This is a genomic window from Paenibacillus sp. JNUCC-31 (assembly GCF_014844075.1).
In the GTDB taxonomy this organism is placed as follows: domain Bacteria; phylum Bacillota; class Bacilli; order Paenibacillales; family Paenibacillaceae; genus Paenibacillus.
Genome location: NZ_CP062165.1, coordinates 3,651,428 through 3,673,902, shown reverse-complemented (window position 1 = coordinate 3,673,902; position 22,475 = coordinate 3,651,428). Strand labels below are relative to the sequence as shown.

The following is a 22,475-nucleotide window of genomic DNA, read 5'->3' as shown; positions in this document are numbered from 1 at the left end:
GCTCAGCTCCCTATCGGTATTGTTGGATAAATTTAACCGCTTTGCGAATGTCCAGCTCTGGCTGGTCGCCTACCTCGCGTTCAATCGTCAGATACCCCGTATAGCCAATATCCCGAAGGGCTGCAAAGTATCCGTCAAAATCCACGCTACCCTCACCCAGAGGCACCTCTCGGAAGAACGTTCCAGAAGAGACCATTTCGGCAATTTTCTCATGATCCATGGGCGCGTACCCTACTGCACCGTATACATCCCTGGGGTCTACTTCCTTTAGGCGCACCCCATCTTTCACATGGGTATGCACAATATAATCCTTGAGCAGATGAACACCCCGTGCAGGGTCATCTCCGGTAACCATCACCATATTCGCCGGGTCAAAATTCACCGAAACTCCATTGGTTGACAAGGTATCCAGAAATCCTTTCAGATCTGCTGCCGTTTCTGGTCCCGTCTCAATTGCGAAGTATGCTCCTGCGCTTTTGGCGTATTGACCAAGCTCCTCACACGCAGCATGCAGCGTGGCGTACACTTCCGAGGAAGGATCGTGCGGAACAATTCCGATATGTGTTGTAACGATATTCGTGCCCAGATCAAGAGCCAGATCCACGATGCGCTTGGACTTCTCTACTTTCCACGGGTTATCTTCCTTGACCTGAAACCCGTGACCACCCAAATCGCCAACCAGGGCAGAAATTTCAAGACCGAGAGAATCGATGTAACTTCTTAACTCCTTGCGATCTGCCGGAGAGAGATTTGCAGGGTCCATCTCTCCATGGACTGCATAGATCTGTACGCCTTCTGCACCTACATCCTTCGCTTTTCTTAACCCTTCACGTACACCTACACCGAAGCTATCCACGATAACACCAATCTTGTTTGTTAATTTCATGCCATACCCTCCCGTTAAATCGGTATTTGATTTCCTATTCCTGATGCGCTTTCATGATGAATGGAATCCTCTATACAATTTTCGACCCCTACTCGGTCACTCCTTTTTCTCGGGTCATTTCTTATCCGGTTTCCTGAGTCTAATCGGCTGAAACCAGCTTCACGGTTTGAATTTCATATGGCTTGAATGTCAGCTCAAACTTCCCTTCATGACAAGCTAGTGGCATAATTTCATCCTCCAGCAGATTGACCACAGACGTCTGTATACGCGCGTCAGCCCATTGAACCTGAACCGTTTCTCTTCCACCAGATGACTCATAGAAACGAAGTACCGTTCCCGTGCCATCTTCGGAAGCCTTGATCGTATCCAGAATGACATGTTCACTATGGAAATGAACCCAGCTATGTTCTGCCGGCAATGTGCCAGCGTGTCGCTCACTCGCAACAACCCGAACCGGGTGATTTAGTTCCATCGCATGTCGTACCACACCCGCTTCCCGCCAATCTCCCTGATGCGGCAGCAGGGAATAAGTGAATTCATGCTCACCCTGGTCAGCATGTTCATCCGGCCATTTGGGAGCGCGGAGCAGGGAAAGACGGATCGTCTGATCCTTGATGTCATATCCATATTTGCAATCGTTCAGCAGGCTAACACCACTGTTGCCCTCGGAGATATCCGCCCAGCGGTGACCGCATACCTCAAACTGGGCCTGCTCCCAGCTGGTGTTGTTATGGGTTGGCCGCTCCAACGCACCAAACGGAATTTCGTAGGCTGCTTTCGCTGATACCAGATCAACGGGAAAAGCCACTTTGAGCAGCTTATGGCTCTCAGCCCAGTTTACCTTTGTCTTGAAATCAACACGTCGCTGATGACGATATAAATTGATATCCTGGTGAATCTCCGAGTCGTTTAACTTCCAGTGAAATCGAAGGATGTCCTGCGTTACTCCACGCTGTACTACTTCTCTGGAGATCAGCTCTGCCGCTCCTGCACGTTGCGATTCAAACCGCGGATCAATATCCCAAGCATCCCAGTACGTTGGCCTGTCATGGAAAAACTGTAGCTCGTTCGCTTTATCGCCCGGTTTCAGCCACTCCCGTTGAATGGACTTGTCATACCATCTGGTGATTTCCCCCACATCGTTAAATTCAAGTGTGTAAAAGTCCGTTTCCCAAACCGAAGGGAAGGATTCATCCTGCTTCAATGTAGGAAGATTGGCATCCGGAGCCTGGCGTAGCCACAACGTTGTATATCCAAAAGCCGGAATGGTTGGGACATAGACGGACAAGGTCAGCACGTCTCCATTTGCCTCAAGGTCACTCGCCAGACGATTACCCTGATGGTCGAACGCTGCCAAATCGCTCAGTTTCTCGTCACCCGTAATCGTGACAACCTCTCCACGCTCCCAACCCAGGCTATTAAATACAATATAGGGCAGACCCTCGAATCCATCTGTCGCAACGCGTTCCTCAATACTGCCAAGAGAACCTTCCGTAACCGACGTCCCCAGAGTGAACACTTTCGTATACTCCTCCACAGATGTTACGTATACTTCGGGAATGGACGTCCCCGGGATAATGTCATGGAATTGGTTGAGCATGATCAGCTTCCAGCCTTCATCCAGTTCATTCTTCGCCTGTGCTTCTTCAACTCCGGCAAACTGGCCCCAGATTTCCGCTTCCCGATACAGGACCTCCGCCTTTCGATTACTCCGCTTGTTCCGCGCATGGGTTGTATAGGTACCTCGGTGCAGCTCCAGATATAAGTCACCATGCCATTTCGGCAGCTTAGGGTTGTTGTTCAAAATCTCTTCGAAAAACGCGCCAGCTGTACTAAATTTGCTGATGGGCTGCCCAACCATGAAATGGGATCGCTCTGCGAATGCAACCATTTCGTTCGTTACCCCGCCTCCACCATCGCCATGCCCATAAAGCAGCATTTGTTCGGGATGTACATCCTTCTGCTTGTAGGACTGCCAGTGCTCATCGACATCTTTGGGCCTTGTATGCTCATTCACTCCATGATTGAGGTACGCAAGAACTGAGGTTCCGTCAATACCCACCCAGTGGAACAGATCATACGGGAAAACGTTGGTATCATTCCAGTTGAGCTTGGTCGTCATAAAATAAGGAATATCAGCCAGCTTGAGCAGCTGCGGCAGCGAAGCGCAGTAGCCAAATGTATCCGGAAGCCACTCGATGTTTGAACGCTTGCCGAACTCCTCCTGATAGAAGTTCTGCCCGTACAAAATCTGCCGCACCAGCGACTCTCCACTCGGAATATTCAGATCCGGCTCTACCCACATGCCACCGACCAGTTCCCAGCGGCCTTCGGCAATTCGGGCTTTGATTCGTTCGTACAGCTCAGGATAATGCTGCTTCACGAATGCGTACAGCTGCGGTTGACTTTGCGAATACACAAACTCCGGGTACTCATCCATCAACGTACACATCGTGGAGAAGGTGCGGCTGGACTTGCGCACAGTCTCACGCACAGGCCACAGCCAGGCAATATCAATATGGGACTGCCCAACCAGATGCATGAATCCGTCCCGGTACTCTTCCGGATCTTCCTCCTGCACCGACTGTGTGAGCCATTCTTCCAAATGCTGTACCCACACCGCTTCACTCCAGCGCTCCGGCTCGTTGTACATCTTATCCATCACCTGATGAATGTCCCGGACAAGACGGGTCCGCTTCATGGCTTTCTCCGGCAATGCTCGAAGTGATTCGGCGAGTACCGTAATGCTATACATCAGACTCTGTAGAGGCGAATTAACACGAACCAAAGCGGCTCGGATGCCCTGAATTGGCGGCTGGATGACTGCCTGTCGGTTCAGTGGGTCATGCGGTTCCGGTATGGGATCATACAGCTCAATTTCCAGTAAGGGCGCAGTTCCCACACGGCTATTGGGCAGCGGTACATACCGATGATTACGGTCCAGTCCGTGATAAGGCGTGCCGTTCACCTTCAGCAGCCCTTCGCCCCCGGCCTCGAAAATCAACCCGACAGCCTGATCATGCCAATCGGCCGGAATCTCCACGGTTTTACTCAGAAAATAAGTTGTTCCATGTACGCTGTTCAGCGGATTCAAACTCTGCATTGTCTTGTCAGCTTGCACATCTTCATTTTCATATGCCTGCTCATACTCATATTCCCCTGGCCGAATGTATCTGGCTCTCTGCATCTGCCACTCTGGAAGCTCGATCGTATCCAGCCATTGCCGCTGCTTCAGATCTTCGATGAATCGCTGAATTCGAATCATGCCTCCACCTCCACCTTCTGGATGTGCAGACTGCAGGCGGTCCAGTCCATAGAATTGCGGCCAACCATTAGCCTGAATTCACCCGGTTCCACGACAGACTGGAGACGGGAGTCGATCAGTGCGAGGTGTTCTTTTTGCACAGGGAACGTAACGGTTTGGGTCTGACCTGGCTCCAGATGGATTTTACGAAAACCCTTCAGTGACATTTCAGCCCGGGTGACTGAAGCCGACACATCCGTGATATACAATTGCACAACCTCACTTCCCGCAACCGATCCGGTATTCGTGATTTCTACCTGTACTTCCGCTTCATCGTCAGGCCCGATTACTTCTGGTACTACCCTTACATTCTCGTATTTGAAATCGGTATAACTCAACCCAAAGCCGAACGGATATTGCGGTGCAAGATCTGTCTCCAGATACCGCTTGCCCCGGGTGCGTTTGGCATTGTAGCAGACTGGAAGCTGCCCTACATGCTTGGGAATGGAGACGGTAAGACGTCCAGATGGATTCACATCACCGAACAGAATATCCGCAATGGCGTTGCCCCCCTCCTGTCCTGGGTACCACGCTTCCACAATGGCATGGACATGCTCATCAACCCAAGGTTCGGCAATGGGACGTCCGTTAATATAAACGACAATAACCGGTTTCCCCAGCTTAAGGACTTCCTGCACCAGTTCCAGTTGAACACCCATCAGACTCAGAGACGATCGGTCTATGCCCTCACCGCACTCCATATCGTTCCATGGATCATCCGTAACAACGGATGCCCCCGTCCGCAGATCAATGGTCCCTTCGCCAAAATCACGTGCGCTGGACCCGCCCATCACCATAACGATGGTATCAGCCTCTTCGGCACAGGCAAGTGCTTGCGCAAAGCCCTCCCTGGAATCGCCCTTGATCCGGCAGCCCGGTGCGTACAACACCTTTTCGGTGTCAGCACCAAGCTTGCGTGTAATGCCATCCAGTACCGTGACGATCTGTCCCCTAGGCTGCGGCGAGGTGTAGTCACCCAGCTGGTTATAGATATGGTTTGCATTCGGGCCAATGACCGCCAGTTTTGTACCTGTTTTGCTGAGCGGAAGCGTGCTATCTTCATTTTTGAGTAAAATGACTCCCTCTTGCGCGACTTTCCTTGCCAGCTGAATATGGTCCTCACATCCGATGACCTGCTCTGCAAAGTCGGGATCAACGAAGGGGTGTTCGAATAAGCCCAATCTGAACTTCATCTCCAGAACCCGCTTTACCGCTGTGTCCAAATCCTGCTCTCCAATTAATCCTTGCTCCAGGGCCTGCCCGAGATGCTTTCGGTACATGTACCCGGACATTTCCATGTCCACACCTGCCTGAAGCGACTGAGCGACGGCCTGCTCCCCGTTCTCCGCAGTGTTGTGTCCATTGACCAGCATCTGAATCGCACCAAAATCAGTGATGACAAATCCATCAAATCCCCATTGCTCACGCAGGAGATCATTCAGCAGATACGAACTCGACGTACAAGGCACACCATCAATTTCGTTATACGCCGTCATGACAGAGCAGGCCCCGGCTTCCACGGCTTTCTTGAACGGCAGCAGATCCACCTCGTGGAGCTCACGCAGTCCCATATGAACAGGGGCTGCATTGCGTCCCCCCTCGGAGCTGCCATATGCCGCAAAATGTTTGAGCGTCGCCACAATTGTCCGGTCGGAATCGAGCTGGTCACCCTGCAAGCCTTTCATCGCTTCAACCGCCAATTCACCGATCAGGTAGGGATCTTCGGCAAAACATTCCTCCGTCCGCCCCCATCTCGGGTCCCGCACGACATCAAGCACAGGCGAATATGTAGCCGCTCCCCCTTGGCTCCGCGTCTCCGCAGCAATTGCTTCGCACATCTTGCGGTACAACTCCATGTTCCAGGCACTTCCTACCGCAAGTGGCACCGGAAATACAGTTGCCCCAATGGCCATATGCCCATGAGAACACTCTTCCCCGAACAAAATGGGAATTCCCAGCCGGGAGTTCTCCAAGGCATACCGCTGAATTTCATTGGTGGCTACAGCCCCCTCTCTTGGAGTCAGGCCCGTCTCCAGCGTCACTTCCGTCCAGGGATCAGCACGAAGCACACCATACAATGAACCAATCCCGCCCCGTGCGATGTCCGCTTTAAACTCCTCTGTAACCTGTACTGTGCCATCTGCTTCCTTCACATAAGTCTTCCAGCCCATTGGCTGGATCAGCTGTCCAATCTTCTCCTCTGTAGTCATCCGACCGAGCAAATCCTGTACCCGCTCTAGAATAGGAAGCGAAGCATCTTTATAGTCCATGTACACATTCTCCTTATGAGTTCGGCTTGGTCTGACAACCTTGGTAAATGCAATAACGTTGATAATTCCCCGTAAAATAGAACGGCTACTTTTCTGTCAAATGGCGTCCTTCAACACGCTCACATGGCTTTTCTGTAGTCACTTGGCGCCACACCCACCACATTTTTGAACGCCCGATTGAAGGAATTATAATTCGTATACCCCACTTCCTCACTGATCTCCTGAATAGCCTTGTCAGTCTCCAGCATGAGCTGCTTCGCCTTCTCAATACGGTGACTAATTAGAAGATCCACGAACTTCTCACCAATTTCGTCCTTGAACAGCTTGCTTAAATATTTCGGATTAATATCGAATAAATCACTTAGATAGTTCAACGACAGCTCGGGGTTGTTGTAGTTCTGTTCAATATACTTGCGAATCTCAAGAATATGAGATCTGTGTTTTCTGGAACAATGCAGCGTCTGCATCTGCTGAGCCAGCTCCCGGAAGCCTTTCCAGCACAGATCGCGTAAATCATCTAACGTTTCCCAGACTTCCAACCTGGGAAGCAGCGGTGTAAATACAGCGGCCCATCTCTCCTGATAATCCTGGGATAGTTCCGCGAACTCCCGATTATAGTGCTGGAACAGCAATTGGACGGTATTCATAATCTCCTGTCGGGAAAGCACAGATTCACGGATCTGTTCGAACAATCGTTCAAAATGCGTTTCCCAGACTTCGTCTGACAGACGCATGGCCTGCACCAGCAGAGAGATGGTCTTCAGGAATTCATACACATCATTGGTGGAGGTCGGAACCTCTCCGCATGAGATGATTCGGTTCATGCCGAGTACAGCCTTGTACTCCAAGGCATGCACAGCCTCCTTCAACGAAGCTCTCAAACCACGAACATCCACGGCCACTCTCCCAATCCCAATGGTTACGGTGAAGTTCAGATACTGCCCCACTCTGTCCAGATAACCGGAGAGCAGTCTCCGTTCTGTTTCCTCACCCATTTCCGTCCCGGGAATCCAGACAATCGCGTACAGCCGCTGATCCGATATCCACTCTGCCCAACATTCTGTACCTTCCTGCCTTGCACTCTCTTGCAGAATGCTGGATAACACGAATTTCAGAAGGGATTGGTCTTGAGCATGATACTCTTCCAAGAACCGGGAATACTGATCAATCTCGACAACGATTACAGCCCATCGGTCCTCCAACTGTGGCAGTTTAAACTTTGCCATCTCCGCTGTCAGTTCACTGCCAGTAAAGTCCCGCGTGCCCTCCAGCAGCTCCTGAAAAAAATATTTTTTCTGCAAAATCAGGTTCTCTTCATGCTCCTCCTGATATTGTTTGGTTTGATCAATCATTCGCTCCAACGTGGTCTGGATAAAACGGAACTCGTTATCCTTCGTATAGCCCATGCCCGGCTGTTTCTGCGAAGCCACCGTCTCTATCAACGTAACGATCTGCTGGATGGGTTTGTAATTTCTTCGTGTAACGTAGATCACCCACACGACACCGATCAATACAACAACAACAGCAAACACCAACCAGATATTATAAAATTGCAGGGTGAATTTGACGATTTTGCCATTGTTCAAGCCTGTCTGTACCTTCCAGCCGCTGTAGCTGGATGTAAACTCGGAGAACACTTCACCGGAGTCCGTTTTGGGAGAAACTGCTGTAATGCCATCCTGCATTCCTCCGTCCCACAAATTGCCCCCCGAGCGATTGAAGATATTCACGAAGGTGAACTCAGGGTCATACATCTGCATAATGGACTTCTGCAAAGTCGGCAGATCGACGTTAACCACCACAAGCCCCGTGCCGTTTCCGACACCGCGAATGAGTGTAATCACCTGTTTTCCTTCCACTGTCGGGAATGCCTTAAAGGATCTGGCCCCCACCCACTTTTGCGTTGCCGCTGCACGGCTGTCTTTAATAAAAGCAGCATCCGGGAACTCCTCGATCGGTACCGCCTTACCATTGCTGAAGACCGTATCGTCGTTGTATCTTACCAGATATATGGAATCAATCAGCGGATACTCTATTTTCAATTCATCAATAACCTGGACCGCTTGAATTCCGGCATATACATCCTCGCTTCCGGTTACCGAATAATAATTTTTCAGGTTGGGATTGGTCAAAATATCACGCAGTACCTTGAAGTCGATGGAGCGCAGTGAATTGTCCAGGTATTGCGTTACCTGTGATGCCAGAAATTCATTGGCCTTGAGTGCTTCTCTTCGGTTCTGTTCATTGAACACCTGGAAGAAGATAATAAACAGGATTGTGGTCACGATAAAAAAAACAGGCAAATACGATAGCAGCAAACGTCTAAACCAACTGTTGTTCATCTCCGAGGCCCCCCACCACTGTTTATACGCATGAGCATTTTGCATAAGCTGGAATGACAACAACCACGCCTTCTGGTCGCTAATTTTCCCATAAATATTCAGTAAATTATATCTAATGAAGTGGGGTTGTCAAAAGGAGAAGACCGTCCCGATTTCAGTGCTAACATCGGGACAGCCTCAATCATGAATCCATCAACTCTTATTGATTTTTCTCAATCGCACGCTGGTAAATCTCAAGGTAATTGCTGAGCCCCAGGCCATCAAAACCTTTTACGTACGCGTCCCACTCCTTATCGATGCTCTTGCTGCCGATAATGAATTGAGCCATATTGGTCATCACGTAATCCTTGACGGCTGTCGTAAGCTGCGCAGCAGTTTCTGTATCTTCAGGACGGATAAATACGTTCGCAGGATAAACCTCTTTTGGTGCATATGGTTCATATACATTGGTCGCTTGTGCCAGTCGGGTACCGTAGCCTTCAGCCTCTAGCGGATTCTGACCTTCTGCAAACAGGTTGCGGAACGTATTGGACAAGTCATGTGCTCCGATCTGCGACCAACTCTCGTTGACTACAACATTTGGGTCACGCTCAGGCAGGTTATAGTAGCTGTATTTGGCAGGCTCGCCATTGATGTTTTTCTCATCAGCATCCGCCTTCTTCCAGCCCTTCCCTTCTGTCGGTCCGTACTCTGCATACAGAGCACCTTCTTCACTGAACATGTAATCTACAATTTTGATCGCGGCGATCTGTTGTGCTTCGGTCGCTTTGTTGGTGATAGCGAACTCGAACTCACCTACACTTTGCGTAGCACCTGTCGTCTGAACACCATCCGGCCCTTTCAGCGGAGGCACGATGTCCCAGTGCTGGTGGCGGGTGATATCCTTGTCGTACGTGTTGACGAGGTAGCTGACCAGCGCTGTTGTAATGGAGCCGACCACTTCGTCGCCTTCCTTGTTACCCAGCTGTCCGATCGCCTGATCGTTCTGTGTGAAGGAAGCCGGATCAATCAGACCTTCTGCATACAGCTTGTGCACGTACTCCAGTCCCTTTTTCCACTCTTCCTTGTTCGCAGCAAAATCAACTTTGCCATCGTTTACGATCAGATATTTATCGTTGTCATTATAGATAAAGCTGTTCATCAGATAGGCATCGATGTTGCCGTTCCACACGTATTTGTTGGGTGCACCCGTGAGCGGAATCTCATCGGCTTTGCCATTGCCATTCGGGTCTTGTTCCTTGAACGCCTTCAGAACGGTGTAGAGTTCGTCCGTCGTAGTTGGCATTTTAAGGCCCAGATTGTCGAGCCATTCCGTGTTGATCCAGTATTTCTGTGCATAGGTACAGTGGTAACATTCATTGAAAATAGGCAAAGCGTAGATATTTCCATCAGGTGCAGTTACTGCTTCCTTGAAGTACGGCTTCTCCTCCATAATCTTGGTCAGATTCGGACCGTACTGCTTGATCAGATCCTGTAACGGGAGGAACACGCCCTGTTTTCCGTACGTTTGAAGGTCTGAGGTGGTGAACTTGCCATGGAGGAACACTTCGGGATAATCGCCACTTGCCAGCAGCAACTGTCTGCGGTCTTGCAGGGCGTCCGTCGGAGCCAGGTCCCATTTCAGGGTAACATCGAACTTGTCTTCGATAAATTTGGTGAACTCATTTTCTTCCATGGACGCTTTACCTTGTGGGGCAAAGAAAGTCATCGTCACAGGGCCACCGCTCTCCCCGCTACCGTCGCTCCCTTTACCCGTCTCCTCGGATGAACCGCATGCGGACAACAAAGCCATCGAAGCAAAGACCAGAAACAACATCGAAATCCAAGATTTTTTCAATCTGACTCCTCCTTTTTGTTGAAAACGGAATAACCATCTGGTTACTGTACTCGTGTTAAACCCGATCCCGGAAGCCGGAGTGTTCCCCACCTCCTCTCAAGCGGCGTAAGGGGCGCAGATTACAAAGGTCATCCTTTGAGCGAGCCAACCATGACCCCTTTGACAAAATGCTTCTGCACAAACGGATACATGATGAGAATCGGAATGCTTGCGACGACGATCAGAGCGTATTTCAGCACCTGCTCAAACCCTTGATCCCGCAGCTGCTGGCTCGTATTGGCCAACATCGCCGGATCTGCGGCGTTTAATATGAGCAGATTCCGCAGCACATATTGCAGCGGAAACAGCTTCTCCGATCGGAGATAGATCAGGGCATCAAAGTAAGCATTCCAGTGGCCTACCGCATACATCAGGGTCATGACCGCCAGAATCGGCTTCGATAACGGAAGAACCACGCTGATCAGATAGCGGATATCCCGGCAGCCGTCCATTTCCGCCGCCTCCCCAAGCTCTTCCGGGATGGAAGACTGGAAGAAGGTTCTCGCCACAATGACCTGGAACACCGCGAGCGCCCCTGGCAGCCACATCGCCCAGCGTGTATCCAGCAGATGAAGGTCTTTCATCAAGAGATAGGTTGGAATCAGACCGCCATCAAAGAACATCGTGATCATCATGAAAATGATGATGGCCCCCCGTCCGTAAAATGACTTGCGTGACAAGGGATACGCGAGCATGACGGTGAGTGCCACATTGATAAATGTGCCTACTACGGTATAAATGATCGTGTTGTAGAAACCGAGCATGAGCTGTTGGCTTTTGAAAATGGAAATGTAGGCCTTGATGTTAAAATCTACCGGGAACAGCCACACCTGACCGGATGTAACGGCACGCGAGGAGCTGAACGAAGAACTGATGATATACAGGAGCGGGTAAAACACCGTTAAAAGTATGGCAAACAGAAAGATATAGTTGAATGTCATGAAGATGCGGTCACCGAGCGGGTCCTTGATCCGGTTCCGATTTAACAGGTTGAACATGGATGAGCTCCTCCTTTACCACAAGCTGTTCTGGGATACTTTGCGGGAAATGCCGTTGACGATAACCAGCAGGATCAGGTTGATCACGGAGTTGAACAATCCTACCGCCGAGGAGAAGCTGAAGTTGGCCCCGATCAGACCCACCTTGTACACATACGTGGAGATGACCTCCGAAGCGCTTGTGTTGAGCGGATTCTGCATCAGGTATATTTTTTCGAAGCCCACGCCCATAATGCTGCCCAAACTCAGAATCAGCATGATGACGGTAACCGGTACGAGCGTTGGAAGGTCGATATGCCAAATTTTCCGAAGTCTAGAAGCGCCGTCCATCTTCGCTGCTTCGTAAAGGGATGGATCAACGCCAGCGAGTGCCGCGATATAAATGATCGATGAATAACCCATGCCTTGCCATACACCCGACCACACATAGATGGATTTGAAGTATTCCGGAATGCCCATGAAGTTGGTCATCGGAAAACCCAGGAAGGTAAATAGCTTGTCTACCACGCCCACATGCGGAGAGAGCATCAGAATGATAATGGATACCATGACGACTGTGGAGATAAAATGCGGAGCGTAGGTGACCATCTGCACGGTCTTTTTAAAGTAACCCGTTCGGATCTCATTCAGCGCAAGCGCCAGCAGGATCGGAATCGGAAATCCGGCGAGTAACGAGTAGAAACTGATACCAATCGTGTTTTTGATCAGCAGCCAGAAGTTGGGGGATTCAAAGAAAGCCTCGAAGTGTTTGAATCCAACCCACGGGCTTCCCCAGATTCCTTTTACGACACTGAAGTCTTTGAATGCAATCTGTACACCGACCATCGGAATGTACTTGAAGATCAACAGATACAATACGGGAGGCAGCACGAGCAGATAGAGCTCCCAATGCTTCTTGAGGCTTTTGATAAATGGATGCTGCCTCTTGGGTTCTACATCATTCCTTAATTGTTGGAGCTCCACCGGTGCAGGTATGCTTTCCGTAGCTCGACTCATTCGCGTCACCCCTTCTACACCTTAAGTGTAATAATACATTACATTTACATCCCTTAAACATCCTTTTCTTTGGTCCATTCTTTTGTTCCAACGCTTTACATGTGAGTATTAATGTCAGGTAACGCTTTCTTAGATCGATAGTACCTTGAGTGGTGTTCTTTTATCAATTCGCAATTTTCTCTCACCTCTCCTTATTCCCAAAACCCTTGCCAGACAAGGGGAAATCGTACTTTAAACTATGTATTTTGTGAAAATCACCATACCAAAAAATCCCGGAAGACTATAGATGTCTCCCGGGATTTGGATTGTGAACTTATTGGTTTGTGAACAATCTGAACGTAAGTGTGATAGGTGCTAATTCTGTAACTGCTGTTTGCGGCAGCTCTACAGCAAGTCCATCTTCCGTCCGTTGGAACGACAGTACACCATCTGTGCCGACGAGTTCGATCCGCTCTACTTTTTCCACATATGGAATGACCAGCTGTGGTTGTACCACCTCGTTCTCATTTCTGTACAGACGGAAGGCATATGTAACGTTGATATCTTCCTTACGTGTGAAAGCCCACTCTCCAGTGTAGTATGGTCCGCAAATTCGTGTGGCGTAAATGCCCTCACCGTGGGTACCAAGCCATTCTCCAAGGGCTTTAATGCTCTGAACTGCCCCATTTGGAAGACGTCCATCCGGTTGCGGCCCGACATTCAGTGCGAGATTACCGCCTTTGGATACTACCTCAAGCAGAATATGTGCCAGTTGTCTTGCCGGCTTATATTGATCATCAAATCCAAACGCAAAGGAATTCCCTACCGTGATACAACTCTCCCAAGGAATATTCATGGGATGTTCCGGGATGGTCTGTTCCGGGGTTACGATATTCTCATACGGCCCGCCTACCGTGCGATCGGCTGCCAGGAGCCACGGCTGTGTGGTCTGACGCGCACGCTCCACTACCTCGCCCAGTCGGATATCCTGACCATGGCGCCCTTCACGCACCCAGCCTGCATCCAGCCATAGACACTCGATCCGTCCGTAGTTGGTCAGCAGCTCCATGATCTGCTCATGCGTGAACTCGACGAATTTTTCCCACAGCCACGGGTACTCTTTCGGATCATAGGATGGCCCGCGCCACATATGACTTCCACGCTCCATGCCAGGTGTCCAGTAATATGGCGTATGCCAGTCTGCTTTGGAGAAGTAAGCCGAGATGCCGAGACCCTTGGCACGAAAAGCGTCAAAAAGCGCCCGGCAAATATCTGCATACTTATGGGTGTGAAAAGGAGTATCCTTGCCTGTGATACGATAATCGGTTGTGTGTGTATCCCACATGCAGAATCCATCATGATGTTTGGTAGTGAACAGGAAATATTTGAACCCGTTGTCCGCGGCCATCTGTGCCCATTCCTCCGGCTGAAAGCGAATCGGATTGAACGTTTTGTTGAGATCAAAGTATTCCCGCTTGAAATGCTCCATGTCGTCAGTCCAGTCGATATCATTGCGCGACCAATCACCATCTTCATCACTTAGCGCCCAGGACTCCACGAGTCCAAGCTGGGAATAGGGCCCCCAGTGCATCATCAACCCCAGCTTCTGATCCTTGAACCACTCCAGGCGTTCATTCAGCAACGGATCCTCAGGCTGCACCCATTCCTCTTCTTTGCTAAAATTGTGAACACCGGCTTCCACGACCTGCTCTTCCTGTTCCAGCACTGATTCTTTGGTTTCGCTCATCCCGTTCATCTCCTTCGGATTGGATATAAGATAAACCCCACAGGTTAAGCCCTGTCACTCCGATTGCAGTACCATCTTCCGATCGCTCTTATCCCCGGATTTCTCTGATTTCACACTATAAATGGTGGTAATCCGGGGATAAAGGCGAGCGCTTCGCTTCTCCAGATTGGTTCTGCACTCTCCGTTTTGGCTTAAACGTTCAGTTCAACATGTAGAGAAATATAAGCCCTATCACTTCGAATGCAGTGCATTCTTCAGATAGATTCTGAACTTCGTTTTGGAACAATGGTTAGTTCAACAAGTAAAGACTTGTTAGACATCACTACTTCGAATGGAGTTGCGACTTTCGTATTACAACACCCTGTCTACAGTGAAATTTCGCGTCCTTCACGTGCCGACTCGTAGATGGCACAGAGGATTTTCATGATTTCAACGCCATCTTCAACGGGACTAAGCGTCTCTTTGCGCCCTTGGGTACTGTCGATAAAATGATTGACTTCATTACGGAAAGAACCTGCAAAATCAAGGGATTTGAAGTCGACCTGTGGTGTCATATTTAAGATGGTATCGAATTTCTCGCCAATGAGTGAGATTTCCGGTTCCAGTTCAGCTCCACCTTTATCGCCATAGAGTCTGACCGAAGTTTCATCCTGCTTGGCGTGCAGCGTGAAACTTACATCCACCAGCAGGCTTGCCCCGTTCTCGAAGCGAATCAATGCGTTGGCCATATCCTCCACGGTGTTTTTGTTCGCATCATAGTCGGCCGCCTGGTAGAACGACAGATTACGGATATTGGCACGGTTACCCAATCGATTGGAGACATTCGCAGAGACGGTTTTCACCTTCGGTTTGCCCATCAGGTACCAGGAGATATCAATAATGTGTACGCCGATATCGATCAACGGGCCGCCGCCAGAACGCTCAACATCTGCAAACCAGCCACCCGGATTGCCCAAACGCCGCAGACAGGATGCCTTGGCATAATAGATCTCTCCCAGCTCGCCTTCATCAATGAACTTCTTCAGGATTTGCGCATTGTCGCTATAACGGCGTACAAAGCCAACTTGAAGCAGCTTCCCAGTGCGGTGAACAGCCTTCTCTACCTCCAGCGCTTCTTCTACCGTTTGACAGAGCGGCTTCTCGCAAAGTACGTTTTTACCCGCATCCAGAGCAGCAATGCTAATCTCGGCGTGTGTGTCATTCCAGGTACAGACGCTGATCGAATGGATTTCAGGCAGTGCCAGAAGCTCCTTATAGTCTGTGAATACATGAGTAGCGTTATATTTTTTCGCTGCTTCCTGGGCACGAGCTTCATTCAGGTCACATATGGCGTATATTTCAACTTCGGGATTGCTGGCATAAGCTTGTAAATGAAAATCGGATATCGATCCCGCGCCGACAACGGCAACTTTAAGTTTGGACATGGAATTTCCCCTCCATAATCTGATGAATGATGGTCATATCAGTTAATTCAAAACATATGGTATCGGCTTAACGTAACTACGGTGAATGTTTGGACTTTCGGCCGCTGTTGTCTACAGATTTCTTGTATCAACCGCTCTCAGCAGTTGAAATCCGCAGACAAAGGCGGGCGCTACCGCTCCTACAGTTCCAAACTTCCCCTCTGTTACTTCAGCCTTACATATGAAAATTGATTCCACTTATAAAGTAATGCAGTCGCTGCTTATGCTTCCTCCCAGAAGCGGCGGACGTTATCCATCGCGATGCGGGATGCAGTTTTGCAATTTTCCATGCCCTCGAATTCTACAGAGATATATCCGTCATAGCCGGACTGCTTCAACACACGGAATACTTCTGGCATGTCAATATCGCCGTGTCCCACAATTGCACCCCGCAGGTAATTGCCGTGTGAGGTCTGGAACCATCCCTCCCCGGGATTACGGTAAGAGGGTCTCCGATAGAAATCTTTGGCGTGCACCATGGATGCATAAGGAATGTTGTTTTTCACAGCGCTAACCGGGTCTTCATCTACACACAGGAAGTTGCCGATATCCAGCGTTGTCCTGAAATTTTCCCGAGCCGTCTCATGCACCAACCGCCGGATTCGTTCGCTGGACTGCACATAGTAACCATGGTTCTCCACACTTGTGGTAATTCCGTGACTCGCTGCGTAATCGGCAATTCGCTGGCAAGCCTTCACCAGAACAGGCAGGTCGGCCTCAAATTGGGCAACGGTCCCCTCCTCTGCAGGACGAAACGCGACATCATGACGCATTCTTGTCACCCCAAGAGCTGCAGCGACATCCACATGCTTCATGACAGCGGCGATCTCATGTTCAAGTGCATCCGGGCCTTCCCCTGTAACAAAGTTGGCACCAATTGCATAATTGGAGATGTCAATCCCCACGTCTTGCGCAGCCTCTCGAATCTGGTCAATTAATTCCGGTTGGTCGATCAGGCTGTACCCCATTGGAACAATCTCCACATGTTCTCCGCCCTGCTCGGCGATGTAGCGGATGGCATCCGGTACAGTCATTTCTTTGCTATTCAGTACCTGTTGCAGACTGTATGTGCTGAGTCCTACTTTCATATCCTCTCATCCTCTCCTGCTGGTGTGTGGCTCTACCTTACGTATACCTTTTTGCACCAGATCATTCAATTCCCAATAATCGTTCACTACTCTATTTTCCATGGGATGAATCCAAAACTGGCTTATCTACAAATGTTACGGTCCGGTCACCAGTTCCATGCAACTCAAATATCACAATTTCAATTTCGCCTTGGCAAAGAAGCAGCGCAGGCACATCCAATGTAACCTAAGGACCTTTATTCCCAATAACGGCCTAACACTAAAACCATTTACGAAGGCAGCCTTCCGCTCCTGTCTGTCCCGTTCACATATGGCAACGAAGACAGGTCATCTTTTAGGCTCCTCCTTCTGTTTGCTTAGATATACACCCAGCCGGGACAATGTAGGATACCATCTGGATTCATGAATGGTTATACGAATGGTTTTGGCGGTGAGGGCATCGAAACGACAGATTCGTTTGTGACCAACAACCGTCCCGCAATACAGCTCCTGCCAATCACCACTCTCACCCTTTGCCTCCAGCGTAAAACGCTCAATTCGTTGACCTGAACGGATATGTTCCATGAGAACCACTCGGTCGAACAGCCTCTCCTCCGGCAGCTCCACCTCCAGCCAGGCCTGTTCTGTCCCTTCAGAGGGGCACCAGAACGTATCGGCTTCCTCTCGCAATACATGGGAAGCCACATGTTCCTCATTCCTTGTCACTGATGCCCGAATCCGGGCACCTACAGCCAGACTTTGCCGATAAGTGCTCCGCAAAACGTCTCCGAGCTGTGCCAGCCGCTCAGCATCCTGTTCGTGAATGAGGCCGCGTGGGTCTGGCGGAAGATTAAGCAGAAAGTTGGCGTTGCCCCCAACCGCTCCATCATAGATGCTAAGCAGTTCCTCCAGCGATTTAACCTGATCATCCTCGCTGGCATGATAGAACCAACCCGGACGGATGGATGTATTCACTTCTGCTGGATACCAGATGAGCTTGCCCTCATGCTGCCGGATCACATTCCGACTCCCCAAATCTGCATCCTGTGTATTAATTCTGCTGGCAAACTCGCCATCATCCACCTGCTGGGATTGCTCCTGGATCTTCTCGTTATCCTGCAAGTAAGCAGGTACAACGCTCCATTCAGAAGCCCGGGTATGCCCTGCCTCATTGCCACACCAGCGAACATCCGGGCCGCATACCGAGATCACCGCCTCTGGCTGCAACTCGCGAATGATTGCATAATAGGCCTCCCAGTCATAGACCTGCCTTTTACCATTCGGCCCCTCTCCACATGCCCCATCGAACCACACGCAGAAAAGTTCACCATACTGGGTTAGCAGTTCACGCAGCTGATTCATGAAAAACTCGTTATATCGCTCCGAATCCCCGTAGGATGCTTCATGCCGGTCCCACGGCGACAGATAGACGCCGAACTTCAACCCGCCTTCCCTGCATGCATCGGCAACTTCTTTCACCAGATCACCTGTACCATTACGCCATGGGCTGGCAGCAACCGTATGATCCGTGTACTCGCTTGGCCATAAACAAAACCCGTCATGATGCTTGCACGTAAGAATCAATCCTGTCATCTCGGCAGACTTGCACGCCTGAACCCATTGCCGGGCACTCAGATCGGAAGGGTTAAAGATAGCGGGATCTTCATTCCCCATGCCCCATTCCTGATCTGTAAACGTATTCACGGTAAAATGAATAAATGCATAGAACTCCATCTGCTGCCACTTCAACTGGCGCTCCGATGGCACAACCTGTGCCGCCGTCTTCACCCAATCGGTTGTATTCACTGGATTTTTCTCCTCTCATGCCGGTTTTCTGCCGAGATTAGTCCGACAAATGCCATAAAGGACCGACAGAGCACATCATCTCCAGCGGTCCTTGATTATGTTCATCTGTCGTTGACAGTCAGCTTCCCGAAAGCAATTCGATTCCTTTTCCACGTATACACTGCCAATCTCGGCGGAACCGCACATGCCCCTCCCTGCTTTCGCAACATCCCGATCGCCACATCACTTGCCTTCTCATGCGTGCCTGCAAACCGCGCCGCCTCAACCTCTCCAATTGGCAACATCGCAACTATAGACGCATGACTGCTCTGAAACGGCTGACCTTCCTGAAAGACATATTGTTTGTCCGCCATAATCTTCATGAGTGGGCCTCCTTTCGGAAAATGATTGGCATTGAGTCACAATTTTTTTGTTATTTTTGTTATTTTATAAATGTTATTCTTTTATTCATAACCAGTCTAAGACGTTGTGATTAAAACGTCAATACGCAAAAAGAGACACCCCTAAGGGTGTCTCTCGCTTGATTCATATTTTGTATCTATACGATTATTTACGCTTTGCCTTAGTCATTCGATTAAACATGATCAGTGCAGCAATCAACATGGCTACAATCGCGATATTACTTGCTGCATCATGCGACATGCCGAACAGAACGCCCAGATTGGTAACCAGGCCTCTCACAATCAGCGCGACCGCAATCAGCAGAATGGGACTCCAAAAATTGTACCTTCTCATCCTTAGCAACACTCCTGACCTGATTGTTCAGAAATTCCGGATCTCATAACACAATCATAACAGTCGTCATGTTCAGTTACAACATATCAGACCATCATGCATTACACTTGTTTAAATTCGATCCAGTCGATCTGCAGACCCGGTTTGGTGAAGTCCAGCTTCAATTCGTACAATCCTGCCTCCAATTCTACTTTGACAAGTTTCTGTCTGATCCATTTGCCCTCGGTACCATTGGTTTGAATGGTCGTCATCAATTGATCATTGAGAATCACATTACAAGCACTTTGAGCCAGTTCCGGCTCAGGAGACATGATCTGTACAATTATCCGGTATTGGCTTGCTTCGTCCACTTTCATGTAGACGGGTTCGCCCACAACGGGTTTGATCTGCGCATTGTCAGCCAGGACTTGCGCCTGTTCTGTGGAAAGTGAAGCATTGGCTTGGAATGAAGCGACATTCTCTACAATCTCATGTTTTCTGGAGAAGACAGGCGCATTCATGATGAACTCACAAATATTCATGGCGGAGCGCTGAAGCTCTCCACGTGTCAACGTCCCATTTTCCAGAGATTCGATCGTATTGTCATCCCAGCCGTTGATTTCCGCACCATAGTTAGGTACAACCATGTACAGATCGTTTTGGGCACGAACCATCCAATTGGTGTTTTTCCGGTCTGCTGGTCCACCTTCGACGCCATCGTTCATGATTGCCCACCAGTCCGTCATCACGATCCCCTGGAAGCCCCATTCTCCGCGAAGAATCGTGGTGTTCATATCGTAGTTGGATGCCGCCCAATGTCCGTTGATCGGATTGTAGGACGTCATGATTGAATTCGCACCGCCTTGTTTCACGGCAATCTCGAATCCTTTCAGATAGATCTCACGCAGTGCGCGCTCGGACACAACCGCATCCACTTTACTGCGATGTTTCTCCTGATTGTTGCAAGAGAAGTGTTTCAGCGTGGCATTAGAGCCACCCTTCATAATCCCTTTTGTGCAAGCCGCAGCAAATACACCAGAAATCAACGGGTCTTCCGAGAAATACTCAAAGTTACGTCCGTTCAGCGGGCTGCGGCGAATATTCAATCCAGGCCCGAGAAGTGCATCCACCTGATTTCTCAGCAATTCCTGACCTTCCATCACATACAGCTCTTCGACAAGCTCTGCATTCCATGTTGCCGCCAGCAATGTTCCAATGGAGACTTGTGTCGCTTTCTCCCCGCTGTCCATACGAATACCGGACGGGCCATCTGCGGTACAAGCAACAGGGATTCCGTAGTTAAACAGACTGTCGCTCACGCCGCCAAATGCGGAAGCTGTACCCGATGTAACGAGTGGGCTGCTCATACCTTCGCCTCTCACGATTGCCGCCAGATCCTGATCGCTCAGTTGGGCGATAAAAGCTTCCAGGCTGACTTTGCCATCCTTCACGTCTCTCAGCTTGTAGCCCTGATTGCCGGTCTGTTCCAGCGTTTGCGGCAGGCATTGTTCAATCCGTTCAGCCATAGATACTTGGCGCGTTGGTACATCGGCAAAGATCAGCTCATACGAACCATCTTCCTTACGCGCTCCCGGCTTCATTCTCGTAAAGCTTTCTGTTGGTGCCATGGCCTCCTGGAGCTGCTCCACGAGTTGAATCGTTTCTATTACATAGCCATCCTGGCCATCAATGCTGACGTGTTCCACATTTTTGACACTGGTTCCCACGTATATGCGGTACGTTCCTGCCTCCAGCACATACGCCGATGCATGGCCCGTTACGCCAGCATCATCATAGGATGCCATGGAATTCACAGTGAAGCTCACGGTCAGACGCTGAGACTCACCTGGCTGAAGCAGATTGGTTTTGCCGAATGCCACCAGGGCTTTCGCCGGTTTTCCTAATTGGCCTTGTGGGGCTTCATAATAGACCTGCACTACTTCTTTACCCGCATAGGTTGTCCCCGTATTGGTTACGGTTACATTCACCTTAATGATGTTTTCTCCATCTTGTGAGATCCATTTTGCGTCCTCAGCCTTGGTTGTGAATGTGGTATAGGACAGGCCATATCCAAATTCAAATTGTACTTTTTCAGGTCGAAACGTTTCGAAATAACGATAGCCTACGTAGATATCTTCTTGATAAAGGTTCTTGAACTCATTCCCGTAATTGCTCGTGGAAGGATAATCTTCAATGGAATACGCAATCGTATCGGTTAATTTACCACTTGGTGTAACGTCTCCGGCCAGTACATCAGCAATCGCATTACCACCCTCCATACCGCCATGCCACGAGTAGATGACACTTTGGATCGGATGAACATAACTTTCATCATTCAACCAGCTCATGTCCATAATGTTCGATACATTCAGCACCACGATCGTTTGTTCAAAATGGTTCGTGACCTGCTTCAGCATCGCTTTCTCATCTTCCGTCAATTGATAGCTGCCTGGCGCATCGACGTTATCCTGATCCTCACCTGCTGTGCGTCCAATAACCACGATCGCTTTGCTGGATTTCGTTCTGGCCTGGGATACCAATTCATCCGTTAAAGGCATCTCCTTCTGATTCCACGGCTCTGCCGCCCACACTTTTCCGCCATCATCAAATGGGTTTTCTTCAATCCACTTTTCATAGACAGCTGCCAGCTCTTCATTGACCGTAAATCCCTTCTTGCTACGCATGCCATCCAGCAAATTGGTTGTATACGCCACATGAACGCTACCACCTGAGCCTGTGCCACTGCGATAATAATTGACTTGAATCCGTCCAAACACTGAAACGTTTTCGTTTTTTTGAATTGGAAGAGCCTGTCCTTCGTTCTTCAAAAGCACTGCGCCTTCTGCGGCAACCGTGCGGCTAAACTCTGCAAACCCTTCCAATGGAACTCCGATTTGATGTGTGCTCAAAGTTTTCCCTCCTGATTGTCATCTCCATCCCCACGAATCGCTATGGATATTCGTTCATCTGGTAGATTCACTTGGATCTAGTCTCATATTAACAGATTCTATAACAGAAAATAAATCA

14 protein-coding genes are annotated in these 22,475 nt (G+C 49.6%); all 14 read right to left on the bottom strand.

The annotated features are described in order from the left end of the window. Window positions 1–10: 10 nt before the first annotated feature. The 14 genes from JNUCC31_RS15815 to JNUCC31_RS15750 all read right to left on the bottom strand — a co-directional run bounded on the left by JNUCC31_RS15815 (window position 11) and on the right by JNUCC31_RS15750 (window position 22,357). Window positions 11–886 (bottom strand): sugar phosphate isomerase/epimerase family protein, encoded by an 876-nt coding sequence (locus tag JNUCC31_RS15815; RefSeq protein ID WP_192272476.1) that lies wholly within the window; start codon window positions 884–886, stop codon window positions 11–13. A 139-nt stretch (window positions 887–1,025) separates the two neighbouring features. After that, window positions 1,026–4,151 (bottom strand): alpha-mannosidase, encoded by a 3,126-nt coding sequence (locus tag JNUCC31_RS15810; RefSeq protein WP_192272474.1) that lies wholly within the window; start codon window positions 4,149–4,151, stop codon window positions 1,026–1,028. Then, window positions 4,148–6,460 (bottom strand): glycoside hydrolase family 3 N-terminal domain-containing protein, encoded by a 2,313-nt coding sequence (locus JNUCC31_RS15805; RefSeq protein ID WP_192272472.1) that lies wholly within the window; start codon window positions 6,458–6,460, stop codon window positions 4,148–4,150. The genes JNUCC31_RS15810 and JNUCC31_RS15805 overlap by 4 nt, the downstream gene beginning before the upstream one ends. 119 nt (window positions 6,461–6,579) lie before the next feature. Further along, entirely contained in the window at window positions 6,580–8,802 is a 2,223-nt protein-coding gene (locus tag JNUCC31_RS15800; protein WP_192272470.1) for a helix-turn-helix domain-containing protein, read from the bottom strand. A 199-nt stretch (window positions 8,803–9,001) separates the two neighbouring features. Next, a complete protein-coding gene (locus JNUCC31_RS15795; RefSeq protein ID WP_192272468.1) occupies window positions 9,002–10,639 on the bottom strand; it encodes a type 2 periplasmic-binding domain-containing protein in 1,638 nt (545 codons plus the stop codon). A gap of 128 nt (window positions 10,640–10,767) precedes the next feature. Continuing rightward, on the bottom strand, window positions 10,768–11,676 hold the full coding sequence (locus JNUCC31_RS15790; protein WP_094938511.1) for a carbohydrate ABC transporter permease: 909 nt from the start codon (window positions 11,674–11,676) through the stop codon (window positions 10,768–10,770). A 15-nt stretch (window positions 11,677–11,691) separates the two neighbouring features. Beyond that, window positions 11,692–12,672: an ABC transporter permease gene (locus JNUCC31_RS15785; protein ID WP_192272466.1), complete on the bottom strand. Its 981-nt coding sequence runs from the start codon at window positions 12,670–12,672 to the stop codon at window positions 11,692–11,694. Between the two features lie 313 nt (window positions 12,673–12,985). After that, on the bottom strand, window positions 12,986–14,398 hold the full coding sequence (locus JNUCC31_RS15780; protein ID WP_192272464.1) for an alpha-L-fucosidase: 1,413 nt from the start codon (window positions 14,396–14,398) through the stop codon (window positions 12,986–12,988). 365 nt (window positions 14,399–14,763) lie between these two features. Further along, window positions 14,764–15,822, bottom strand: coding sequence for a Gfo/Idh/MocA family protein (locus JNUCC31_RS15775; protein ID WP_192272462.1), 1,059 nt, complete (start codon window positions 15,820–15,822; stop codon window positions 14,764–14,766). Between the two features lie 260 nt (window positions 15,823–16,082). Then, complete coding sequence (locus tag JNUCC31_RS15770) at window positions 16,083–16,949, bottom strand: sugar phosphate isomerase/epimerase family protein (RefSeq protein WP_192272460.1); 867 nt, start codon at window positions 16,947–16,949, stop codon at window positions 16,083–16,085. A 327-nt stretch (window positions 16,950–17,276) separates the two neighbouring features. Beyond that, window positions 17,277–18,662 carry an alpha-L-fucosidase gene (locus tag JNUCC31_RS15765; protein WP_416234440.1) on the bottom strand — a complete coding sequence of 462 codons (1,386 nt, stop codon included), beginning with the start codon at window positions 18,660–18,662 and terminating at the stop codon, window positions 17,277–17,279. Window positions 18,663–18,835: 173 nt separating this feature from the next. Continuing rightward, on the bottom strand, window positions 18,836–19,096 hold the full coding sequence (locus tag JNUCC31_RS15760) for a hypothetical protein (RefSeq protein ID WP_192272459.1): 261 nt from the start codon (window positions 19,094–19,096) through the stop codon (window positions 18,836–18,838). Window positions 19,097–19,280: 184 nt separating this feature from the next. After that, on the bottom strand, window positions 19,281–19,469 hold the full coding sequence (locus JNUCC31_RS15755) for a hypothetical protein (RefSeq protein ID WP_024629467.1): 189 nt from the start codon (window positions 19,467–19,469) through the stop codon (window positions 19,281–19,283). A gap of 101 nt (window positions 19,470–19,570) precedes the next feature. Continuing rightward, window positions 19,571–22,357 (bottom strand): glycoside hydrolase family 3 C-terminal domain-containing protein, encoded by a 2,787-nt coding sequence (locus tag JNUCC31_RS15750; RefSeq protein WP_192272456.1) that lies wholly within the window; start codon window positions 22,355–22,357, stop codon window positions 19,571–19,573. Window positions 22,358–22,475: the final 118 nt, after the last annotated feature.